The sequence below is a fragment of the Hufsiella ginkgonis genome (genome assembly GCF_009834915.1).
Lineage (GTDB): Bacteria > Bacteroidota > Bacteroidia > Sphingobacteriales > Sphingobacteriaceae > Hufsiella > Hufsiella ginkgonis.
Genome location: NZ_WVHS01000001.1, coordinates 637,042 through 657,021, shown reverse-complemented (window position 1 = coordinate 657,021; position 19,980 = coordinate 637,042). Strand labels below are relative to the sequence as shown.

At 50.2% G+C, this 19,980-nt stretch carries 17 protein-coding genes and 1 pseudogene; 7 read left to right on the top strand and 11 right to left on the bottom strand.

Going from position 1 to position 19,980, the window contains the following annotated elements; all coding sequences use genetic code 11:
- Positions 1-3: 3 nt before the first annotated feature.
- Positions 4-2,121 carry a prolyl oligopeptidase family serine peptidase gene (locus GS398_RS02730; protein ID WP_160905190.1) on the bottom strand — a complete coding sequence of 706 codons (2,118 nt, stop codon included), beginning with the start codon at positions 2,119-2,121 and terminating at the stop codon, positions 4-6.
- 57 nt (positions 2,122-2,178) lie between these two features.
- Between GS398_RS02730 and GS398_RS02725 the strand changes: the two genes are divergently transcribed.
- Entirely contained in the window at positions 2,179-2,940 is a 762-nt protein-coding gene (locus GS398_RS02725; RefSeq protein WP_160905189.1) for a UDP-2,3-diacylglucosamine diphosphatase, read from the top strand.
- Between the two features lie 61 nt (positions 2,941-3,001).
- The gene (prfA, locus tag GS398_RS02720) at positions 3,002-4,075 is read left to right on the top strand and encodes a peptide chain release factor 1 (RefSeq protein ID WP_160905188.1); all 1,074 of its coding nucleotides are present in this window, start codon (positions 3,002-3,004) and stop codon (positions 4,073-4,075) included.
- A gap of 97 nt (positions 4,076-4,172) precedes the next feature.
- Here prfA and recA read toward each other — a convergent pair whose 3' ends face one another.
- From recA to GS398_RS02695, 5 genes and pseudogenes are all read right to left on the bottom strand, one after another.
- Positions 4,173-5,180 (bottom strand): recombinase RecA, encoded by a 1,008-nt coding sequence (gene recA / locus GS398_RS02715; RefSeq protein ID WP_160905187.1) that lies wholly within the window; start codon positions 5,178-5,180, stop codon positions 4,173-4,175.
- A 146-nt stretch (positions 5,181-5,326) separates the two neighbouring features.
- The gene (locus tag GS398_RS02710) at positions 5,327-7,594 is read right to left on the bottom strand and encodes a glycoside hydrolase family 31 protein (RefSeq protein WP_237488066.1); all 2,268 of its coding nucleotides are present in this window, start codon (positions 7,592-7,594) and stop codon (positions 5,327-5,329) included.
- Positions 7,595-7,660: 66 nt separating this feature from the next.
- Entirely contained in the window at positions 7,661-8,563 is a 903-nt protein-coding gene (locus GS398_RS02705; protein WP_160905185.1) for a nucleotidyltransferase family protein, read from the bottom strand.
- A gap of 194 nt (positions 8,564-8,757) precedes the next feature.
- Positions 8,758-9,870, bottom strand: a complete 1,113-nt coding sequence (locus tag GS398_RS02700; RefSeq protein ID WP_160905184.1) for a M42 family metallopeptidase — start codon at positions 9,868-9,870, stop codon at positions 8,758-8,760.
- A gap of 69 nt (positions 9,871-9,939) precedes the next feature.
- A pseudogene (locus GS398_RS02695) lies at positions 9,940-10,236 on the bottom strand (ORF6N domain-containing protein); the annotation flags it as partial.
- A gap of 197 nt (positions 10,237-10,433) precedes the next feature.
- On the opposite strand from GS398_RS02695, the gene GS398_RS02690 reads away from it, so the two are divergent.
- A complete protein-coding gene (locus tag GS398_RS02690) occupies positions 10,434-11,411 on the top strand; it encodes a DUF6340 family protein (RefSeq protein WP_160905182.1) in 978 nt (325 codons plus the stop codon).
- Here the strand turns inward: GS398_RS02690 and GS398_RS02685 are convergent.
- On the bottom strand, positions 11,392-11,799 hold the full coding sequence (locus GS398_RS02685; protein WP_202405935.1) for a GNAT family N-acetyltransferase: 408 nt from the start codon (positions 11,797-11,799) through the stop codon (positions 11,392-11,394). The two genes, GS398_RS02690 and GS398_RS02685, sit on opposite strands and share 20 nt — an antisense overlap.
- Positions 11,800-11,922: 123 nt before the next feature.
- The gene (locus GS398_RS02680) at positions 11,923-13,464 is read right to left on the bottom strand and encodes an acyl-CoA carboxylase subunit beta (RefSeq protein ID WP_160905181.1); all 1,542 of its coding nucleotides are present in this window, start codon (positions 13,462-13,464) and stop codon (positions 11,923-11,925) included.
- A gap of 173 nt (positions 13,465-13,637) precedes the next feature.
- Here GS398_RS02680 and GS398_RS02675 point away from each other — a divergent pair, with 173 nt between their 5' ends.
- The 4 genes from GS398_RS02675 (at position 13,638) to GS398_RS02660 (ending at position 17,223) form a co-directional block, all read left to right on the top strand.
- Entirely contained in the window at positions 13,638-13,970 is a 333-nt protein-coding gene (locus GS398_RS02675; protein ID WP_160905180.1) for a hypothetical protein, read from the top strand.
- Between the two features lie 83 nt (positions 13,971-14,053).
- Positions 14,054-15,649 (top strand): SulP family inorganic anion transporter, encoded by a 1,596-nt coding sequence (locus GS398_RS02670; protein ID WP_160905179.1) that lies wholly within the window; start codon positions 14,054-14,056, stop codon positions 15,647-15,649.
- A 303-nt stretch (positions 15,650-15,952) separates the two neighbouring features.
- Positions 15,953-16,585: a carbonic anhydrase gene (locus GS398_RS02665; RefSeq protein WP_160905178.1), complete on the top strand. Its 633-nt coding sequence runs from the start codon at positions 15,953-15,955 to the stop codon at positions 16,583-16,585.
- 149 nt (positions 16,586-16,734) lie between these two features.
- Positions 16,735-17,223, top strand: coding sequence for a peroxiredoxin family protein (locus GS398_RS02660; RefSeq protein ID WP_160905177.1), 489 nt, complete (start codon positions 16,735-16,737; stop codon positions 17,221-17,223).
- Between the two features lie 18 nt (positions 17,224-17,241).
- On the opposite strand, the gene GS398_RS02655 is transcribed toward GS398_RS02660, so the two are convergent.
- Genes GS398_RS02655 through GS398_RS02645 form a run of 3 tightly spaced genes read right to left on the bottom strand, consistent with a single transcriptional unit; the run spans position 17,242 to position 19,859 of the window.
- Positions 17,242-17,982: a LytR/AlgR family response regulator transcription factor gene (locus tag GS398_RS02655; RefSeq protein ID WP_160905176.1), complete on the bottom strand. Its 741-nt coding sequence runs from the start codon at positions 17,980-17,982 to the stop codon at positions 17,242-17,244.
- Entirely contained in the window at positions 17,979-19,016 is a 1,038-nt protein-coding gene (locus tag GS398_RS02650) for a sensor histidine kinase (protein WP_369410214.1), read from the bottom strand. Before GS398_RS02650 ends, GS398_RS02655 begins: the two co-directional genes overlap by 4 nt.
- A 12-nt stretch (positions 19,017-19,028) precedes the next feature.
- On the bottom strand, positions 19,029-19,859 hold the full coding sequence (locus GS398_RS02645; protein ID WP_160905175.1) for a LiaF transmembrane domain-containing protein: 831 nt from the start codon (positions 19,857-19,859) through the stop codon (positions 19,029-19,031).
- Positions 19,860-19,980: the final 121 nt, after the last annotated feature.

Genomic DNA, 19,980 nt, shown 5'->3' with positions numbered 1-19,980 from the left:
TCGCTACGGCCTCCAGCTCAATCCCATGTTTTTGAACATGAATGCCCATTTGTCGCTTTGCTCTTCAATTACCTGGGTAGTGGATTTTCCTGCGCCATGTCCTGCTTTCGTCTCTATGCGGATAAGTGCCGGGGCGTCACCCCGGTGGAACTCCTGCAAGCGTGCGGCGTATTTGAAGGAGTGTGCAGGCACCACGCGGTCGTCGTGGTCGCCGGTAGTGACCATGGTTGCCGGGTAAGCCGTTCCCGGTTTAAACGCATGGTAAGGAGAATATTTGTACAGGTACTCGAACATTTCTTTCGAATCTTCCGCAGTACCATAATCATACGCCCATCCGGCGCCGGCAGTGAATTTATTGTAACGGAGCATATCCATCACGCCCACGGCGGGGAAAGCAACCTTAAAGAGATCCGGGCGTTGCGACATTACTGCGCCTACCAGCAGCCCTCCATTAGAGCCCCCGGAGATCGCCAGGAAGTCTTTCGAGGTGTATTTGTTTGTAATCAGGTATTCTGCGGCCGCAATAAAGTCGTCGAATACGTTCTGTTTTTGCAGTTTGGTACCCGCGAGGTGCCATTTTTCCCCGTATTCGCCGCCCCCGCGGAGATTAGCGACCGCGTAAATTCCGCCCTGCTCAAGCAGGATGATGTTGGAAGTGCTGAAGGAAGGTGTCAGGCTAATGCTGAAGCCTCCGTATCCATACAACATGGTCGGATTTTTCCCGTTGAGCGTGATGCCTTTCCTGTAGGTGATGATCATCGGGACTTTCGTGCCATCCTTCGATTGGTAAAACACTTGCTTAGACTCATATTTAGAAGGGTCGAACTGTACGCCGGACTTCTTAAATACGTCCGACTTGCCGGTAGCGATATCGAACTTAAAAATAGTCGACGGGTAGATATAGGAGGTAAACGTGTAATACACCTCTTTCGCTTCGCGCTTGGCGCCAAAGCCGCCAGCCGAGCCTACGCCCGGTAAGGCGATAGTGCGCTCTTCCTGGCCATTTATGTTAAACTGTTTTACCATCGAGGTGGCGTCTTTCAGGTAAGTAGCGAAGATCTTGCCGCCTCCGGTGGTCGCGTCCATTACGTTCTCCGTTTCGGGGATGAAGTCCTTCCAGTTTTCAGGCCGGGGATCGGCGGCATCAACTGTTACGATCTTGTGGTTCGGCGCTTTCAGGTTGGTGTAGATAAATAGTTTCGAGCCGCGGTTGTCAAGTATGCTGTGTTCCTGGTCGGCGTTGCTCACAACGGGGACGATTTTGCTGTTTTCCCGGTCGAGGTCCTGGATATATAGTTCGTTACCGGTCGTCGAGTTAGCGGCAGCAATCACCAGGTAAAGCTGGTCTTCCGTCAGGTAGGCGCTGACGTACCTGCGTGGAGTGGCTTCGCCGCCAAATATGAGTTTGTCTTCTTTTTGAGAAGTGCCAAGTTTATGGTAATACAGCTTGTGATACTGCGTCATCGCCGAGAGCTGGCTGCCCTTCGGTTTGTCATAGCTGCTGTAATAGAAGCCTTCATTGCCTTTCCAGGCGATGCCGGAAAACTTGATGTCGATCAGGGTATCTCCCACCAGTTTCTTGTCGGCAGTGTTGAGGACCAGCGCTTTTGTCCAGTCCGAACCGCCCTCCGAGACCTGGTAAGCCGCCATGCTTCCATCTGCTGTAAAGCTGATCCCGGCAAGGGAGATGGTGCCATCTTTCGAGAAAGCGTTAGGGTCGAGAAATACTTCCGGCGTGCCGCCATCCTTTTGCCGGTAGAGTACCGATTGGTTCTGTAAGCCGTTGTTCTTATAAAAATAGGTATATCCGCCTTCCTTGAACGGTGCGCTGTATTTTTCATAGTTCCACAGGGTTTGCAGCCGGTCCCTGATCTTATCGCGGAACGGGATGCCCGCGAAATATTTTTGTGTTACCTCGTTTTGCGCTTTTACCCAGGCTTTTGTGTCCGCGGCCATGTCGTCTTCGAGCCAGCGGTAAGGGTCGGGGACAACGGTGCCGAAATAGGTATCGGTAACCTCCACTTTTTTTGTTTCGGGGTACTTCATTTCAGGAGAAATAACTTGTGCAATGCCGATTTCGGCAAACAGGACAAGGCAGGTGAGTGACAATAATTTTCTCATGTTTTGCGTCTTGTTATCGTGCATCCCAAGATAAGGAATAGTTGTACATTTGCGACCATGCCCGAGCGCAAACATATCTATTTTGCTTCTGATTTTCACTTTGGGACACCCAATAATGCGGCCAGCCGGATCCGCGAAGATGCGGTGATCAGGTGGCTGGACGAGATCAGCGTCAATGCCGCGGAGATCTACCTGGTAGGAGATGTGTTCGATTTTTGGTTCGAATACAAGCATGCGGTACCCCGCGGCTTTTCACGGTTCCTGGGAAAGATCGCCGCATTGGTCGATTCCGGGATTAAGGTTACCTTTTTTAAAGGAAACCACGACATGTGGATGTTCGACTACTTCCCCGAAGAGCTGGGAGTAACGGTTGTGTCTGACGAGTTGGTGATCACCCGTAATGGGAAGAAGTTCTATATCCACCATGGCGATGGCCTCGGCCCTGGCGACACCAGGTACAAAATTTTGAAGAAGATCTTCAGGAGCGGCTTCTGTCAATGGCTGTTCGCGCGGATCCACCCCAACCTTGGTATCGCCATCGCTACAAAGTGGTCCAGGAAAAGTCGCGCTTCGCAACTTCCAAAGCATACCGCTTATTTCGGCGACGATTACGAATGGCTGGCCATTTACAGCCGGGAGTTGCTTAAAAAGGAGCATTTCGATTACTTTATTTTCGGGCACCGGCATCTCCCGATCGATCTTTCTATTTCCGGGAGCCGTTATATTAACCTGGGAGAATGGCTTAATTGCCGGTCTTATGCGGTGTTCGACGGTGAAACCGTTACCCTAAAGTACTTTGAGCCCTCACCGGTTCAATAGCTTTCAATCCAAAATCGTATTTTTGTGTTTTCAATAAGCGCTTACCGCGTTACAATAGAGTATGTTAGATAAATTAGAAGCGATCAAGCAGCGCTGGGAAGAAGTTGAACGGGAACTCAGCAATCCTTCGACCATGAGCGATATGAAGCGTTATGCCCAGTTGAGCAAGGATTATAAAGACCTGGGCCGTATTGTGGATGAGTATAAGATCTACCACAATGTGATGAGTAACATCGATACCAATAAGCAGATCCTGGCAACCGAAAAAGACGACGAGCTGCGGGAAATGGCCAGGATGGACCTCGACGAGTTGCTCGAACAACAGGAAAGTCTCGAGGATAAGATCCGCCTGATGCTGATTCCGAAGGATCCGCAGGATGCGAAGAACGCCGTGCTGGAGATCCGGGGCGGTACCGGCGGCGACGAAGCCGCGCTGTTTGCCGGCGATCTTTACCGCATGTATACCCGTTTCTTCGAGAAAAAAGGCTGGAAGGTAGAAGTGGCCGACGTGACCGAAGGCACAGCCGGCGGATACAAGGAAGTGATCATGAACGTGAGTGGGGAAGACGTATATGGTCAGTTAAAATTCGAATCGGGCGTACATCGCGTTCAGCGAGTGCCCGACACCGAAACCCAGGGACGTGTACATACCTCGGCCGCTACGGTAGCAGTTTTACCGGAAGCAGAAGAAGTGGATTTTTACCTGAATCCTGCGGATGTGGAAATGCAGACATCACGATCGGGTGGTGCAGGTGGTCAGAACGTAAATAAGGTAGAGACCAAAGTCCAGCTTACCCATAAACCTACCGGGATGGTGGTGGTTTGCCAGATCGAGCGCTCGCAGTTCGGTAACCGCGAACGCGCTATGGAGATGCTTCGGAGCCGGTTATATGATCTTGAGCTGCAGAAACATAACGGAGATATCGCTGCGAAACGTAAAACGATGGTGTCTACAGGCGACCGTTCCGCAAAGATCCGTACCTATAATTATCCGCAAGGCCGTGTTACGGAGCACAGGATCGGTTTAACCATGTATAATTTGAACGCCATTATGGATGGAGACATCCAGGAATTGATCGATGCGCTGCAATTTGCAGAGAACGCGGAAAAGATGAAGGAAGGGGCGGCTGTTTAAGTAGGCAAAGGTTGAGTTTAAAGGTCTGAAGTATAACGCTTTAGCTATACGAAAAACCTTAAACTTAACCTCCGACCTCAAACCTTTACCCTCATGCTTACTTTTCTTCCAGCTTCTCGGCGGTAACGGTTGCCTTGATCTTTCCCTCCAGCTCTTCCATAAGCTCGGGGTTATCCCGCAGCAATTGTTTTACGGCATCTCTTCCCTGTCCGAGACGGGTGTCGCCATAGCTAAACCAGGAACCTGATTTCTTGATGATGTCAAAGTCGACACCTAGGTCGATGATCTCACCTGCTTTGGAGATCCCTTCACCGAACATGACGTCGAATTCCGCAATGCGGAAAGGTGGCGCCACTTTATTTTTAACGATCTTCACTTTTACCCGGTTTCCGGATACTTCGTCGGTATCCTTGATCTGCGAAATACGGCGGATATCCAAACGCACGGAAGCATAAAACTTGAGTGCATTACCACCTGTAGTGGTTTCAGGGTTACCGAACATTACACCGATCTTATCGCGCAACTGGTTGATAAAGATACAGCAGCAACCGGTTTTGGAGATCGTCCCGGTAAGTTTCCGAAGTGCCTGTGACATCAGGCGTGCCTGCAGGCCCATTTTCGAGTCGCCCATTTCGCCTTCAATTTCCCCCTTTGGAACCAGCGCAGCTACGGAGTCGATCACGATAATATCGATCGCCCCTGAACGGATCAGGTTGTCGGCTATTTCCAGTGCCTGTTCGCCGTTATCCGGCTGCGAGATCAGGAGATTTTCTATATCTACACCCAGTTTCCTGGCATAATATTTATCAAAAGCATGTTCTGCGTCGATAAACGCAGCGATCCCGCCTTTTTTCTGAGCCTCGGCAATGGCGTGCGTGGCCAGGGTCGTTTTACCCGATGATTCCGGGCCATAGATCTCGATCACGCGGCCTTTTGGTAAGCCGCCGATTCCCAAAGCGATATCAAGGCCGATAGAGCCGGTAGAAATAGATTCGATCGGCTCCACTGCCGTATCGCCCAGCTTCATCACCGTTCCTTTGCCATATGATTTTTCGAGCTTATCGAGCGTAAGCTGTAATGCTTTGAGTTTATCCGTATTGCTCATTTTTTTAGCTTTATATTTTTACAAACTTAGTATTTTATTTTAAATACTAAAAATATTATTAATATTTAACATCCTGTTGCTAAGGTAAATATAATTTAAACAACGTCAATAGGTAATTAAAAGAAAAATAATATCATTAAAAGAAATTATTTGGTAATTGTAACCAAGATCTGCTGCCGGTCATTCTTCACCGTGAAAGTTGTTGGTGTATGTGTCCCAAATCCGTGCAACAGCAAGAGGATCTCCCGGTAGCGTGAGGCGAACCTGCCTTTCGCTTGTCCCAGGATAATGCGGTTGCTTTCCGGGTCAAATTTCAGCAGCCTGCGGTAATAGTCGCTATCGAGGTAATTATAAGAGTCTCCGTCGTCTTCATAATATAAAAATTCTGACGGTTCATGGCCATGCCATACATGCAGTTCGAGCACGCCATCGCCGGCGAAGGAGGTGCTTTGTATCACCCGCTGCATGGGGATAATGGCGCCGGCTTTTGCAAATACGGGGAGGTCGGCCAGGGGAGCGGCGGCCATGATTACCTGGTCGCCGGCGAATCGTTCACCGGTACTGAGCCGGTACCAGGTCCCTGGAGGAAGATAAACCTCTGTTTCTTCCACCGTACTTACTACAGGAGCTACCAGGAGGGAAGGGCCGAACAGGAACTGGTTTTGGAACCGGGGATCATACACCGGTTCCAGGTGGGTATGATCGATCGCCAGTGTGCGTGCCAGCGGCATCCCGGTGGTATGTGATTGGTAAAAACAAGCATATATATAAGGTATCAGCCGGTATCGTTGTTCGATGTCTTTGCGGATGATCCGTTCGTTTTCCTCGCCCCAAAGCCAGGGCTCGCGATTTTTCGACATGATCGCGGAGTGGTTCCGGAACATGGGGATGTACGGGCCGAGTGAGTTCCAGCGGACCATCAGCCCGGGAGTGGGGTCGCCCATAAAACCGCCGATGTCCACGCCGATAAACGACAGGCCGGTTAAACCGAGACTGTTTACAAGCCTCGCGCCAAGCAGCAGGTGCTCGTCGGTAGCGGCATTGTCGCCTGTCCATACCGCGGAGTATCTTTGAATGCCTGAATATGCCGCTCTTGTTAATACGAACGGGCGTTTGTTTCCAAGTAATTTCCGGGTGCCCAGGTAGGTAGCTTTAGACATTTCGAGCCCGTACGCATTTCTCACCTCGGGAAGCGTGAACTTCCCGAATTGCACCAGCCATGGAATGTTCTGGCCCCAGGCGGCAGGTTCGTTCATGTCGTTCCAGAATCCGGCGACACCAGGATCTGTCAGGGCAGCGAACGAGCGTCCCCACCATTCGCGCACGTCTTCGCGGTAGAAATCGGGAAAATGACAGCGGCCGGGCCATACGCTTGCCACGTACTCTTCGCCATTGGGGTAGGCGGCGAAAAATTTCTCCCTGATGCCTTCGTCGTATTGAAGATAACCTTCTTCTATCTTGATGCCCGGATCTACGATCGTTACGAGCTTAAAGCCCATTGACGCCAGTTCATCGATCATTGCTTTGGGGTCGGCGAAGGTGTCTTTGTTCCAGGTAAAGATCTTGTAATTGTCCATGTAGTCGATGTCGCAATACATTACATCTGCCGGAATTTGCCGTTCCCGGAGTTTGCGTGCCACGTCGAGTACTTCTGCCGCCGACATATAGCTCCAGCGGCATTGCTGGTAGCCGAGGCTCCAGAGCGGGGGCATTTCCATGCGGCCGGTTAGCCAGGTATAATCTTCCAGGATCTTGGCGACGCTTGCCGATCCGAAGAAATAATAGTTCATCTCGCCTCCGTCGGCGCCGAACCAGCTCATCTGGTCGTCGGTAGTAGCGCCGAAATCGAAGTAGCTTTTATGCGGGTTATCGAAAAACAAGCCGTAAGTAAGCCCGTCGTGGATGCCGATAAAGAAGGGGAACGTTTTGTATAAGGGATCCGTTTCGGGGGTGTGCAGCGCGGCGTCGGTGTTCCAGTTCACATAATTACTTCCGCGCCTGTTAAGATTCCCGGTTTTCTCTCCGAGGCCAATGAACTTTTCCCCGGGGAAGAGTTTCCGGTAGGTGATCACGCGATCGCCCTGCCAGGTGGTGCCGAACCGTGGGTCGTCGGCGCCCAGCAACTGCCCGTTTTTGTTGAAAAAGCTGAACCGGAGCGGGAACCGGTCGATGCGCAATGTTAACGCGCCTGTTTCGAGTGTGATTGCATCCGCTTCTTCATGGCAGGGGCTTAACGCCGCCGGTTCCCGGATCACCGCAAAGGATTCGCGGGGCGCGGCGTTCCGTTTTGAGATCCTGATCCGTATGATCTCCGGGCCGTAAATGCTGATCTCCGCTTTTGCGCCATAGGTTTCTATTATGAGCTTATTTTCTTCTGCTGCTATATGCGTGGCGTTTCCGGTAAGTTCTGTCATGCCCGTAAAACAAAAAAAACCAGCTTTAGTGCTGGCTTTTTTCATATCGGGAATAAAGTGCGGCGATTATGACCAGAGGTTTTCAGGGTATACGCCGTCTGCCACCAGTTTGCTGATACTGGCCTGCACGATCGGTTTATCTTCTTTATAAGTTACCCCGAACCATTTAGACGCGGTCGGAATCACTTTAAAAGAGGCGGTCCCGGTTTTAATGAGCTCATCGGCCACCAGCGGGATAAAGAATTCAGCCTTCGGGTTATGCTCATTGGCATCAACGAAGCGTTTGAACATATCTTCGCTTTGCGCGAAAACCTCCGGGGTGAATCCCCAGAAATTCATGGATACGCGGGTATCATTTGGCAGTGGGTGTTCTTCCCCGTTTTCTTTATAAGCCACACCACCGCCGGCAGTGAAATATACTTCGGTACGTTCGTTGATCTCTACCATGTCGCCCGCATCGTTCACTTTGCAAACGCCGCGGGAAACAGAGCCGTAATCAGATAATGTTTTATCGATCTGGTAACCTACCAGTGAATAGGTGTCTCCTGAGGCTTCCGTGGTAAGGAACTTCGCCATTTTCTCGAACGAGTCATAGCCGTAGAAATCGTCGGCATTAATTACGCAAAAAGGTTCTTTTACCTGGTTGCGTGCGGCGAGCACGGCGTGGGCGGTTCCCCATGGCTTGGCACGTTCTACGGTTTTATCGATTCCGAACGGCTTCAGGTCGAAACGCTGGAAAACATAATCCGTTTCGATCTTTCCCTGCAGTTTCGGCTCGAAAATGCCTTTAAAATTGTCGAGAAATTCTTCGCGGATGATAAAACTTACTTTGCCAAATCCTGCACGGATGGCATCGTAGATGGAGTAGTCGATGATCGTTTCACCATTAGGGCCAAAGCCGTCAACTTGTTTCATGCTTCCGTAACGGCTGGCCATTCCGGCAGCCAGGATAAGTAGGGTTGGTTTCATAGCACTAAATTAGTAAAAAGCTTTTACGTTGTAGTTCGGCGTTATACGTTATACGTAGTATAGCGGATCAGTAGGTGGCTAAATAATTGTGCCAGAAAAGTAAAAAAGCGGCCTGAACAATGAGTGTCCCGGCCGCTTTTCAGAATCCTATGAGACTATATAACGCAAGTTGCAGCGGGTTATTTTGTTAAAGATCAAATCTGTTGAAAAGCCCTGAAATCCTGGCCGGCTTCAATATCTGACAGCGATTCGTAGATCAGCCTGATCACGTTATCTACATCTTCTTTATGGATCATTTCAACGGTTGTATGCATATACCGCAGCGGCAGCGAGATCAGGGCGGAAGCTACACCCTCGTTGGAATAGGCGAACGCATCGGTATCCGTGCCGGTGGAACGGGACGACGCCTGCCGCTGGAACGGAATATTATTCTCCTGTGCAGCGTTAATGAGCAGTTTGTTCAGGTTGGTTTGTACGGCGGGCGCATACGAAACTACGGGGCCTTTTCCGCAGGCAAGATCGCCGGCCGTGATCTTGTTGATCATTGGTGTTTGCGTGTCGTGCGTAACATCAGTTACAATGGCTACATTCGGTTTAATGCGGTGCGCGATCATTTCGGCCCCGCGTAAACCAATTTCTTCCTGTACGGCATTCACAATGTAGAGTCCAAAGGGAAGCGTTTTATTGTTTTCTTTCAGAAGGCGCGCTACTTCGGCGATCATAAAGCCGCCCACCCGGTTATCGAGCGCACGGCCTACATAATAGCGGTCGTTCAGGATCATAAATTCGTCCTCGTAAGTGATCACGCAGCCAACATGAATTCCCAGCGCCTCGACTTCTTCTTTTGAGGTACAGCCACAATCGAGGAAAATATTCTTCAATGTGGGCGCTTCCTCTTTCTCGCCGCTGCGCGTGTGGATGGCCGGCCACCCGAATACGGCCTTTACAATGCCTTTGTCTGTATGGATATTCACCCGTTTGGACGGCGCGATCTGGTGGTCAGACCCCCCGTTGCGGATCACATAGATCAATCCGTCTTTGGTGATATAATTTACAAACCAGGAGATCTCATCGGCATGTGCCTCGATAACTACTTTATAAGGTGCATCGGGATTGATAATGCCAACAGCGGTACCGTAGTTATCGGTGTAATGGGTGTCGATATAAGGCTTCAGGTATTCGAGCCATAAGCGCTGACCTTCCCACTCGAAACCGGTAGGAGAAGCGTTGTTGATATATTTTTCGAGAAACTTAACGGATTCTTCGGTGACTACAGGTTGGTGCCTGGACTTATTTTCTTCTTCCATGTTACTACTTAGTGTTGCTTATTTTATATCCTGGAGGCTCCATCGCCCCCGGCCTTTTTTGTTTCTGTTTTATCGGGCAGGAAACGGAATACTTCGTCGATCTTCCGGTCCGTTGCCGCTATCTTCCGGATGCATTTCTTTGTTAAGCAGCAGAATCTGCCTGTAATATACAAATGCACGCATAATTTCAATAGTTATTTCGCCGGCTTTCGGAGATCTTAACATCGCGACTCCCTGTCCGGTAAATGCCAGCGGGTTGGTGCCTGAATGTTTCGATCCTGCCAGCCGGTCACAATTTATGACCAGCCGCTGTTTTTCATTTGTAAGTTCGAACATAAAGGCTGCCGGAAATCTTTCCATATTCCTTTTAAAGCTGTTGCTTTATTTTTTGTTTCCGTTCCGTACAACGCCGCAAGATCAGCATCGATCATAATTTTGAACTCCTTAATCCGAATACCAGGCTATCAAACTCCCTGTTTAAAATATCTTTTCCATTGCAACTGATCTTGTGTCCCCTGCGTCTTCACCCAAAGGGACGCAAAATTAACCTATAATCCATGAATATGATACGCACTTTTGTTTTTGCCATGCTGCTCCTGTTATTGCTGACTTCCTGCGGTGTACGGTATGTTCATTATTCCCTGGCCGTTCCCCCGGCGATCGATATACAAAGCACCCATGCCACGATACTGATCATTAACCGTTTCGATCCTTACCAGCTCGAATTCAGACGGGCTAAGAAAACCAACGCGGTGCGCAGCGGTTCCCTGGCGATGCTCGCGACGGTTGAGAACGAGCTTGCTGGTATGAAAGTTAACGTGATCAGCGCATACGACAGTGTTACGATGGCACGCGATATTCATTTGCTGCCTGACTCAACCATTCTTACCTCCGGCCAGTTGAGTAAACTGGCAGAAAAATACCAGGCAGATTACGTCCTGTCATTGGAAAGTTATACTACCGGTTTTCACCAGGATGAGGTGGAAAAAGTAAAGAACCAGGACGGATCTACCAGCAAAACGGCACATTACTCAGTTTACGCAAGAAGTACCTGGGCCTGGTACGACATCCGCGAAAATAAATTTATGGAGTTAACCGGCAATGCCAGCCGGTATCATTCCGGCAGGAGCGTGGTGAGCGCGTTGCTGGCATTTGGTCCCGCCATTACGCCTAATGCGGCAGATATCCAGGATATTTCTAAAGTCGCGGCCCGTCATGTCGCGGGTTATTATAAACGGGGCTCACGCCCGATATTGCGTGAAATATATGCTGCCGACGCGCTGAAAGCACCGGGGGAAGCCATTATGGCCGGGGATTATGAGCGCGCACGTGCCCTACTGGAGCCGCTGGCGCGATCAGGGAATAACGACCTCGCCGCTAAGTCGCTTTACAACATGGCCGTACTTGCCGAAATGCAGGGAAACACCAGTTCTGCCATGGACCTCGCGGAACTGTCGCTAAAAAAGAAAGATAACCGGAAAGCTAAAGTGATGTTAGGTTTGCGCCGCTCACCCGAAGCGCTTATAAGCCAAGCTCAATGATCACGAATTCGTGACCGTCCTGGTTAAAAGTGCGGTTGGTTTCGGTAAACCCGTATTTTTGGTAGAAGCCAACTGCGTTTTTCCGCGCGTTGCACCACAGTCTTTTAATGCCCGCAGATTTGCTGTAGTCGATAATGAACTGCAATAATTTTCCCCCATAACCGGATCCCTGTTTTTCTTCGAGCGTAGCAAACTTGCGGAACTGCGCCTGGTTGCCATCAGGGAAATAAGAAACTACGCTGATCAGCTGATCGTGGTCGAATAATCCGAAATGTAAACCCTCCGAATCAAGCGGAAGCTTAATATCATCAAAGTCTTTTTCTGGATACATTACTTTATGCCGGATCGGCCAGGCCTGCTTTGCTTCGATGGGTTGTATAGAGATCATTCAGGGATTTTTTTGAGTTAATGCAGCACTACGTTACGGGTAGATGTTCAGAACAACTAATACATTCACGATTATAAGAGCGCCCTAAGATACGGATTTTCCCGTTTCCTGTTAATCCCGCAGCTACAAGGGAATATTGCCATGTTTTTTCCTGGGGTTATTTACCACTTTATTTTCCAGCATCTTAAATGCCCGTATAAGTTTTGCACGGGTTTGCGAAGGTTCGATCACCTCGTCGATAAAGCCACGTTCGGCCGCCCGGTATGGATTGGCAAAAATATCGGAGTACTCTTTTTCTTTTTCGATCCACCGTGCCTGCGGGTCGGCAGCGGCCGAAATTTCGCGCTTAAAAATGATCTCTGCAGCACCTTTTGCACCCATTACGGCGATCTCCGCCGAAGGCCACGCATAGTTCATGTCTGCGCCGATATGTTTGGAATTCATTACATCGTACGCACCTCCGTAAGCTTTGCGGGTAATGACGGTGATCCTTGGCACCGTCGCTTCACAAAATGCATAAAGCAGCTTGGCGCCGTTGGTAATAATAGCGTTCCATTCCTGGTCGGTACCGGGCAGAAACCCGGGAACGTCTTCGAATACCAGCAGCGGGATGTTGAAGCTATCGCAAAAGCGTACAAAGCGGGCTCCTTTTACCGACGAGTGGTTGTCGAGCACGCCCGCCAGGAAAGCCGGCTGGTTGGCTACGATGCCGATGCTTTTCCCGGCCAGCCTTGCAAACCCTACCACGATATTCTCGGCGAAATCTTTGTGCACTTCTAGGAACGTGCCTTCATCAATTACTTCGCCAATCACTTCGCGAACGTCGTAGGGATGAGAAACGTTCTCGGGCAGGATATCGTCCAATTTTTCGCGGCGCTCATCGGCAGCTTCATAAGGCAGCGAAGGAGCGCTTTCTTCACAGTTCTGAGGCATATAGCTCAGCAGCTGCTTCAGGCGATCGAGCGCCTGGATCTCGTTCGCGCAGGCAAAGTGGGTCACGCCTGATTTGGTGGCATGGGTGCCGGCGCCGCCCAGTTCTTCGGAAGTTACCTGCTCATGTGTCACTGTTTTTACCACGCCCGGGCCGGTTACGAACATGTAGGAAGTGTGCTCCACCATCAGGATAAAATCGGTGATGGCCGGAGAATATACCGCCCCGCCCGCACAAGGCCCCATAATAGCCGAAAGCTGCGGGACCACGCCCGATGCCAGCGTATTGCGATAAAAAATATCCGCGTATCCGCCGAGCGATACCACGCCCTCCTGTATCCGGGCGCCGCCCGAGTCGTTTAGCCCGATCACGGGTGCGCCGTTTTGCAGGGCAAGGTCCATAATGCGGCAGATCTTTTCGGCGTGCGTTTCAGAAAGGGACCCGCCAAAAACGGTGAAGTCCTGGGAAAATACGTATACCGTTCGCCCGTTGACGGTGCCGTAACCGGTTACCACGCCATCGCCGGGGTATTGCTCTTTCTGCATACCGAAATCAACGGACCGGTGCGTTACCAGCATGCCGATCTCCTCGAATGAACCTTCATCCAGCAGGAAATGGAGGCGCTCCCGGGCAGTGAGCTTTCCTTTTTTGTGCTGGCTTTCAATACGCTGCTCGCCGCCGCCTTTTAGTGCTTCGTCGCGTTTCTGCTGGAGTAATGCTATTTTTTTATTCACGGAAGTGGGTTGCTGATCATGAGCCAGGAAGCATTAATCGCATCCTTGTCGCGAAATTACTTGTTATTTTTTTGTAAAAACTAAGTTGCGCCTATTAAAAGCTGTTCGAAAAAATTACTTTTGCGAAGGTCAGTCCTGGAGTAGGCACATAACTTCAGAAAAGATCGTAAACGATGCGTAAACAGGTAGTACAAAAAGCGTTCAGCATTTTCTTCATCGGGATCTTCTTTTCGAAGATGCTGATCTCTGCTATCCCTTTTTTCCTGGCGCATTACGATAACAAGGTCATCAATGCGGTGATCATGCAGCTCGAGATAGAAGACAACGCCGAGAAATCTTCTGAGAAGATGAAAGAGCCCCTTCTTAAGGAGTATTGCAACGACCTGCTCTCCTTTACCTTCGTGAGCCCGTTAACGTTTATGGCTTCCACCCCGGCCGACATTCAGGATGACGAACACGTGCAGACATTTTACCCTACCGTTCCCACTCCCCCGCCAAACGTTTAAATACCCCGTTTAGCTATTATCGCAGACAGCCTCTTGCCGCCTGCATGGAACCGTATGTTTAATTTGATCTAATTCGCTTGTTTATGGCCGCAAATCAATGGTCTGCCTCTTCTTTGAATTTAAAGAAATACTTTTTACCGAAAAACCTTAAAAAAGATATTCCATCCAGTATCGTTGTATTTCTTGTTGCATTGCCGCTATGCCTGGGTATCGCCCTGGCATCGGGGGCCCCGTTATTTTCGGGTCTCCTGGCCGGCATTATCGGTGGCATCGTGGTGGGCATGGCCAGCGGATCGCAGCTGAGCGCCACCGGGCCTGCAGCCGGGTTAACCGTGATCGTGCTTACGGCGATCGGGAAGCTGGGAACCTTTGAGACCTTCCTGCTGTCCGTGCTGATCGCGGGGGTGCTGCAGATCATCCTCGGCCTGGTTAAAGCAGGAACGATCGGCAATTATTTTCCTTCTGCGGTGATTGAAGGTATGCTGGCTGCCATCGGGATCATCCTTATCTTAAAGCAACTTCCGCATGCCGTTGGATATGACGCGGATTTTGAGGGTGACGAAAGCTTTCAGCAGTCCGGGAATAACACGTTTTCGGCCATTCAGCTGGCGTTAAGCAGGATCAATTACGGAGCGGTCATTATCAGCGCTCTTTCGGTGCTGGTGATGATCTACTGGCCCAAAGTAAAGAAGTTAAGCGGGATACCGGCCCCCTTAATCGTGGTATTGATCGGTATCGTACTAACCATCGTTTTTAAAGGTACCGGGCTTTCGCTGCAGGCAGACCAGATGGTAAACATTCCGAAAGCGAGCTCTTTTAGCGATTTTACCAATCTCTTCCGCTCGCCGGATTTTTCACAGATCGGTAACAAGGAGGTATGGACGGTTGCCTTTACCCTCGCAATTGTAGCCAGTCTCGAAACGTTACTGAGCCTCGAAGCGGTGGATAAGATCGACCCGATCAAACGCATTTCGCCCACAAACCGCGAGCTGGTTGCGCAGGGCCTGGGTAACATTACAAGCGGCCTGCTGGGCGGTTTACCCATGACTTCGGTGATCGTGCGCTCCTCGGCGAACGTGAACTCCGGCGCCCGCACCAAGATGAGCACCATTTTACATGGTACGTGGCTGCTGCTTTCGCTGATCCTTATTCCATCGGTGATCAATATGATCCCGTTATCATGCCTGGCGGCCATCCTGCTCATCACCGGTTATAAGCTGGCAAGGATTGATCTCTTTAAAAAGATGTGGAAACATGGCCGCGACCAGTTCATTCCCTTCCTGGTAACGGTGATCGCGGTGGTACTTACCGATCTGCTTACCGGTGTGGGCATCGGCATGGCGGTAGGGATATTCTTCATCCTGCGTACCAACCTCCGCAATCCCTACTTTTATACGATCACCGAAGAAGGCAGTATCACGATCCGCCTGGCGGAGGAAGTTTCCTTCCTTAATAAAGCGGCCATCCAATACACGCTGACCCACCTGCCCAAGGAGTCAACCGTGATCATTGATGGCACGAATTCGCGGTATATCGACCGGGATGTACTGGAGATCATCCACAATTTTAAACACAATGCCTATACAAATGCCATCATCGTGCAATTGGTGAACATTCGCGACCACTACGATGTTCCCGCTTTGCGCGAGATGGTATATCATGAGAAGAATAAAGGTTAACCGGCAATTCCCTTAAACAGGCACATGATTTTTCAGCTTTCATTATGCTTTCGATTTTCCTTTTGAATAACGACTTTAGCATTACACAAGCCCTCTTTACCTGGGTGACTGCGTTGCTGCGGCTTTCACAGGTTTTTTATACCCTAAAAAGGCCAGGTCGATCATAAAAAGGCTAACCGCGAGCTAGCATTAATCATTGTTAAACACTATGTTGAACCTTTTTAAATTCGTATCCAAATGTCACCAGGAATAAAATCGTCCGAAACAAAGTCACCTGAAATAAAATCACCTGAAACAAATAACATGAGTATAACCTATGAACAACTGCTGCAGGGAAACCGCGATTTCGTGCAGAAAGAATTGGATGTAGATCCCGAGTACTTTACGAAACTTGCACAAGGTCAGAGCCCCGAGGTATTGTGGATCGGCTGTTCCGATAGCCGCGTGCCCGCTAACCAGCTAACCAACACACGCCCGGGAGAAGTTTTCGTGCACCGTAACATCGCCAATGTATGCGTGCATTCTGATATGAACATGCTCAGCGTGCTCGATTATGCCGTAAACGTGCTTAAAGTGAAACACGTGATCGTGGCCGGTCATTACGGTTGCGGCGGCGTGGCCGCAGCAATGGGGAATAACCAGCACGGCCTGATCGACAACTGGTTACGGCACATTAAGGATGTGTACCGTTTGCATGCGCACCAGCTCGACCTTATCTCAGACCCCAGGGAGCGTGCCAATAAGCTTGTAGAGCTGAATGTGATCGAAGGCGTATTCAATCTTTGTAAGACCACCATTATACAGAATGCCTGGAAAGAGCGCACAGACCTTATGGTTCACGGCTGGGTGGTCGATATCAGTACAGGCCTCATCGAAGACCTCAAGGTATCGTGCAACAGCTCAGAGAACCTGGGAAAAGTTTTTGCTTTAAGCTAACCGCTGCACCTCATACCTGCATCGGTTGATTTAAATTTTAGTTTAGCACAAAGGTCCGGCGCAAGCCGGGCCTTTTGTGGTTTGCGGTGAGTGCCGGCGACTACTGATAACTCACCAAATTCCTTAGCTTTGTACAAACTATTTCACCCATGTTCAGGAAGATCCAGGTTTTATTATTCGTGCTCGCCCTTTCCGCAGGTGCGCACGCGCAGCTGGCTATAAACAGCGAAATGCCCTCAAAATTTAAGTTTTACAAGCTTTCAGACTCCAGCGGCTTTGGTAAGGCGAACTTTGAGAAAGGGAAAAAGTCGCTGGTGATATTTTTCGACGCCGGCTGCGAACACTGCCAGCAGGAGATGCTCGCCATTAACAAACGGCTGGACGAGTTCAGGAACGTACACTTTTACCTGGTTTCCATGGACAAGAAACCTGCCGTAGAACGTTTTATGAAACGGTTTGCCGGTAACCTGGAAAATAATAAGAGCGTAACCATCTTACTCGATCCGGAACAGTCATTCGTGCCAACGTTTTTCCCCGAACGTTTCCCGGGGCTTTACATATTCTCCGCAGATCAAAAATTAGTCTGGCACAAGGACGGCCAGCGGGAGCTCGATGAGCTGTTAGCTGCCTTGAAATAGCCCGGGGGGTACCTCCGCTCACATGCCTAACACCTGCTTTAATTTGGCATAGCCGGTTTTGCTTACGGGAAGTTTTTTCCCGGTACGTGTAACCGCGGTATAAGTTTCCTTTTCATAAGGATCGAGCCGTACAATTTCCGAAACGCGCAGGATATACGACCGGTGGATCCGTACAAACTGCCGTTGGTCAAGGATCTGGTCGAAATAGGCCATCGTTTTGTTCTTCAGGTACGAGCCGTTAGCGGTATGGATATTTACGTAATCGTCGTCGGCTTCCAGGTACAGGATGTCGGGCACGGGAATGATCGTGATCTTGCTTCCCGTTTTTACCACCACGCGGTCCTGTTCTGAGGTTTGCGACACCGCGTTGATCAATGTTTGCGTGTGCTGTTTCGATTCCACCATGTGTTGCTGGTCGAGCCATTTATGGATCGATTTTTCGAAACGTTCCCGTCCGAAGGGTTTGAGCAGGTAATCTACCGCATAAGCCTCGAAGGCGCGGATGGCATACTCGTCAAATGCGGTGGTAAAGATCACCGCAGGGCGATGTTCTATCAGTTCCAGCATTTCGAAACCGTTTATTTTCGGCATCTGGATGTCGAGAAAGATCAGGTCAGGCTGGAGCTGCTGGATCGCTTTTACACCTTCGAAACCGTCGGAACATTCCGCGATCACCGAAATCTGGGGAAAAGCTTCTAAATATTCTTTCACTACTTCACGGGCAAGCGGCTCGTCGTCGATGAGGATAGTTTTAATCATAGTTGAGGGATTTTTACCGTCGTGGTAAAGATATTTTTTTCTCCCTGAGTTTGCAGCAGGTCGTGCCTGGCAAACAGTAAATATAGCCGCCTTTTTACACCGCCAAGGCCAAAACCCGTACCCCGGCGCGGGTTAGCCGTATCCGGATCATAAGGATTGGTAATGGTAAGCACCAGGTTGGTATCTACACAGGCGGCTCGTATCGTGATCGTTACCATCCCGGTGGTATCATAGAGGCCAAACTTGATGGCGTTTTCTACCAGTGGCTGCAGCAGCATTGCCGGAAGACGCAAATGCGTGCACGATTCTTCCTGCTCCACCCCGGTGTCCAGCCGGTGGCCGAAACGTACCTTCTCAATATCCAGGTACAATTGCAGGTGCTGGAGTTCTTCGTCGAGTGTTACCCATTCATTTTCTTCTTTTTTCAGTGTGCCGCGGAGGAAGTCGGAGAGCTGGTGTACCATTTTCCGGGCCTCTTCCGGTTTGCGCACCACCAGCGCGCTGATGGAGTTCAGGCTGTTAAACAGGAAATGTGGTTGTAATTGTTGTCTTAATTTGTACAATTCCGCTTCGCGGGAAAGTTTTTCTGCATCCGCTTTGCGTCGCTCTACCTCCCGCTGGTCCTGGCGCGTGTACCAGATAATGCTGAGCATGGCCACCCAGCCGATGATCAGGAAGCCAAAGCTGAAACGTACCGGCAGCGATTTAAAGAACATATTCACGTATTCAGCATTTCCCTGCAGGATATACGTTACGGTCCACTGGCTGGCAAACACCCAGATAGCGGCCAGCAATACGCACCATACGGCTACATACAGGTAACGTCCTTTTTCCGGCTGGTAAAACTGGAGATTGTTACTGATGAGTGCGCTTGCGGCCATCAGGAGCGTGTTGGTTACGGCGGCGTCGATGATGGACGTCTCCCAGTCGACGCCCAGCCACCAGAGGATCCCGGCTTGCATGCATGCCCATATTACCCAGCAAACCAGGTAGATGAACTTTACACGATGAGAGGATAGAAGTGCGGTTGCCACAAACAGGTTCGGTTAAAAGCTGCGGATGTCGATCCCGCCAAATATCGACGTGCCTTTAATTACCAGCACTTTATCGGAGATAGCGGAGTCGGGGTGAAGCGGTCGTTTGTCTTCAACCCCCCCGAAAATAGCGGCCATTTCTGAGTGGATCTGCCAGTGCGGCGGCACGATGATCTTGCATCCGCCAAAAACCTGTGTTACGTCCAGCTCGATCCGTCCCTGGAAATCCGCCTGGATCAGGTTGATCTCGGCGCCACCCATAAAATTGACGATCTCGCCGCCTTTGAAGTTCTTAGAAACCATGTTCTTTTTTACCGCGCCGAAGACGGAAACGGTATCGATATAGTCTTCAGTAGAAAATGCCCCCTTCTGTTTTCCGAAAGCCGAGAAAGAGTTCCCGTACTCGCTGCTGCCAAAATGTTCGGTATCCTGCCCGGAATCACCAGGCTGCGCCCCCGGAGCCGGGGCTTGCGTATCCCAATCGACCGGGCTCTTTTTAAATTGGTGCTTCCAGCCTTCTTTGTTGCGGCCCATGATGAGAAAGCCGCCGGCCGTGATCAGTATCACGGGGAAAATGAGGTTGTCGAGGTCCATATTCGGCACCATCCTGTTGAGCACCAGTAAACAGCCTACCGCGATCATGATAATCGGCGCCGGTTTCCTGAACTGGCTTTTAGAACCGGTATACAGCCCCAGGGCGATCCAGAACGTGCCCCAGCTCAGCACCCACCCCGGCAATAATACGCCCACCTGCCGCAGCATATACACGGAGCCCCATATAATGAGAATCAACCCGGCAAACATCTTGCCGGATCGGGAATTTTTATGTTGAATATTAGTCATCTCAATTTTGTTATAACCAAATGTATCGCTTATACCCTCCATAGCCAAGCGAAAACTGGCGGGATGAAACCGAATGTCGGTGAAAGGGGGGATTTTGGCGGTAAAAAAGAACGACAGGAAT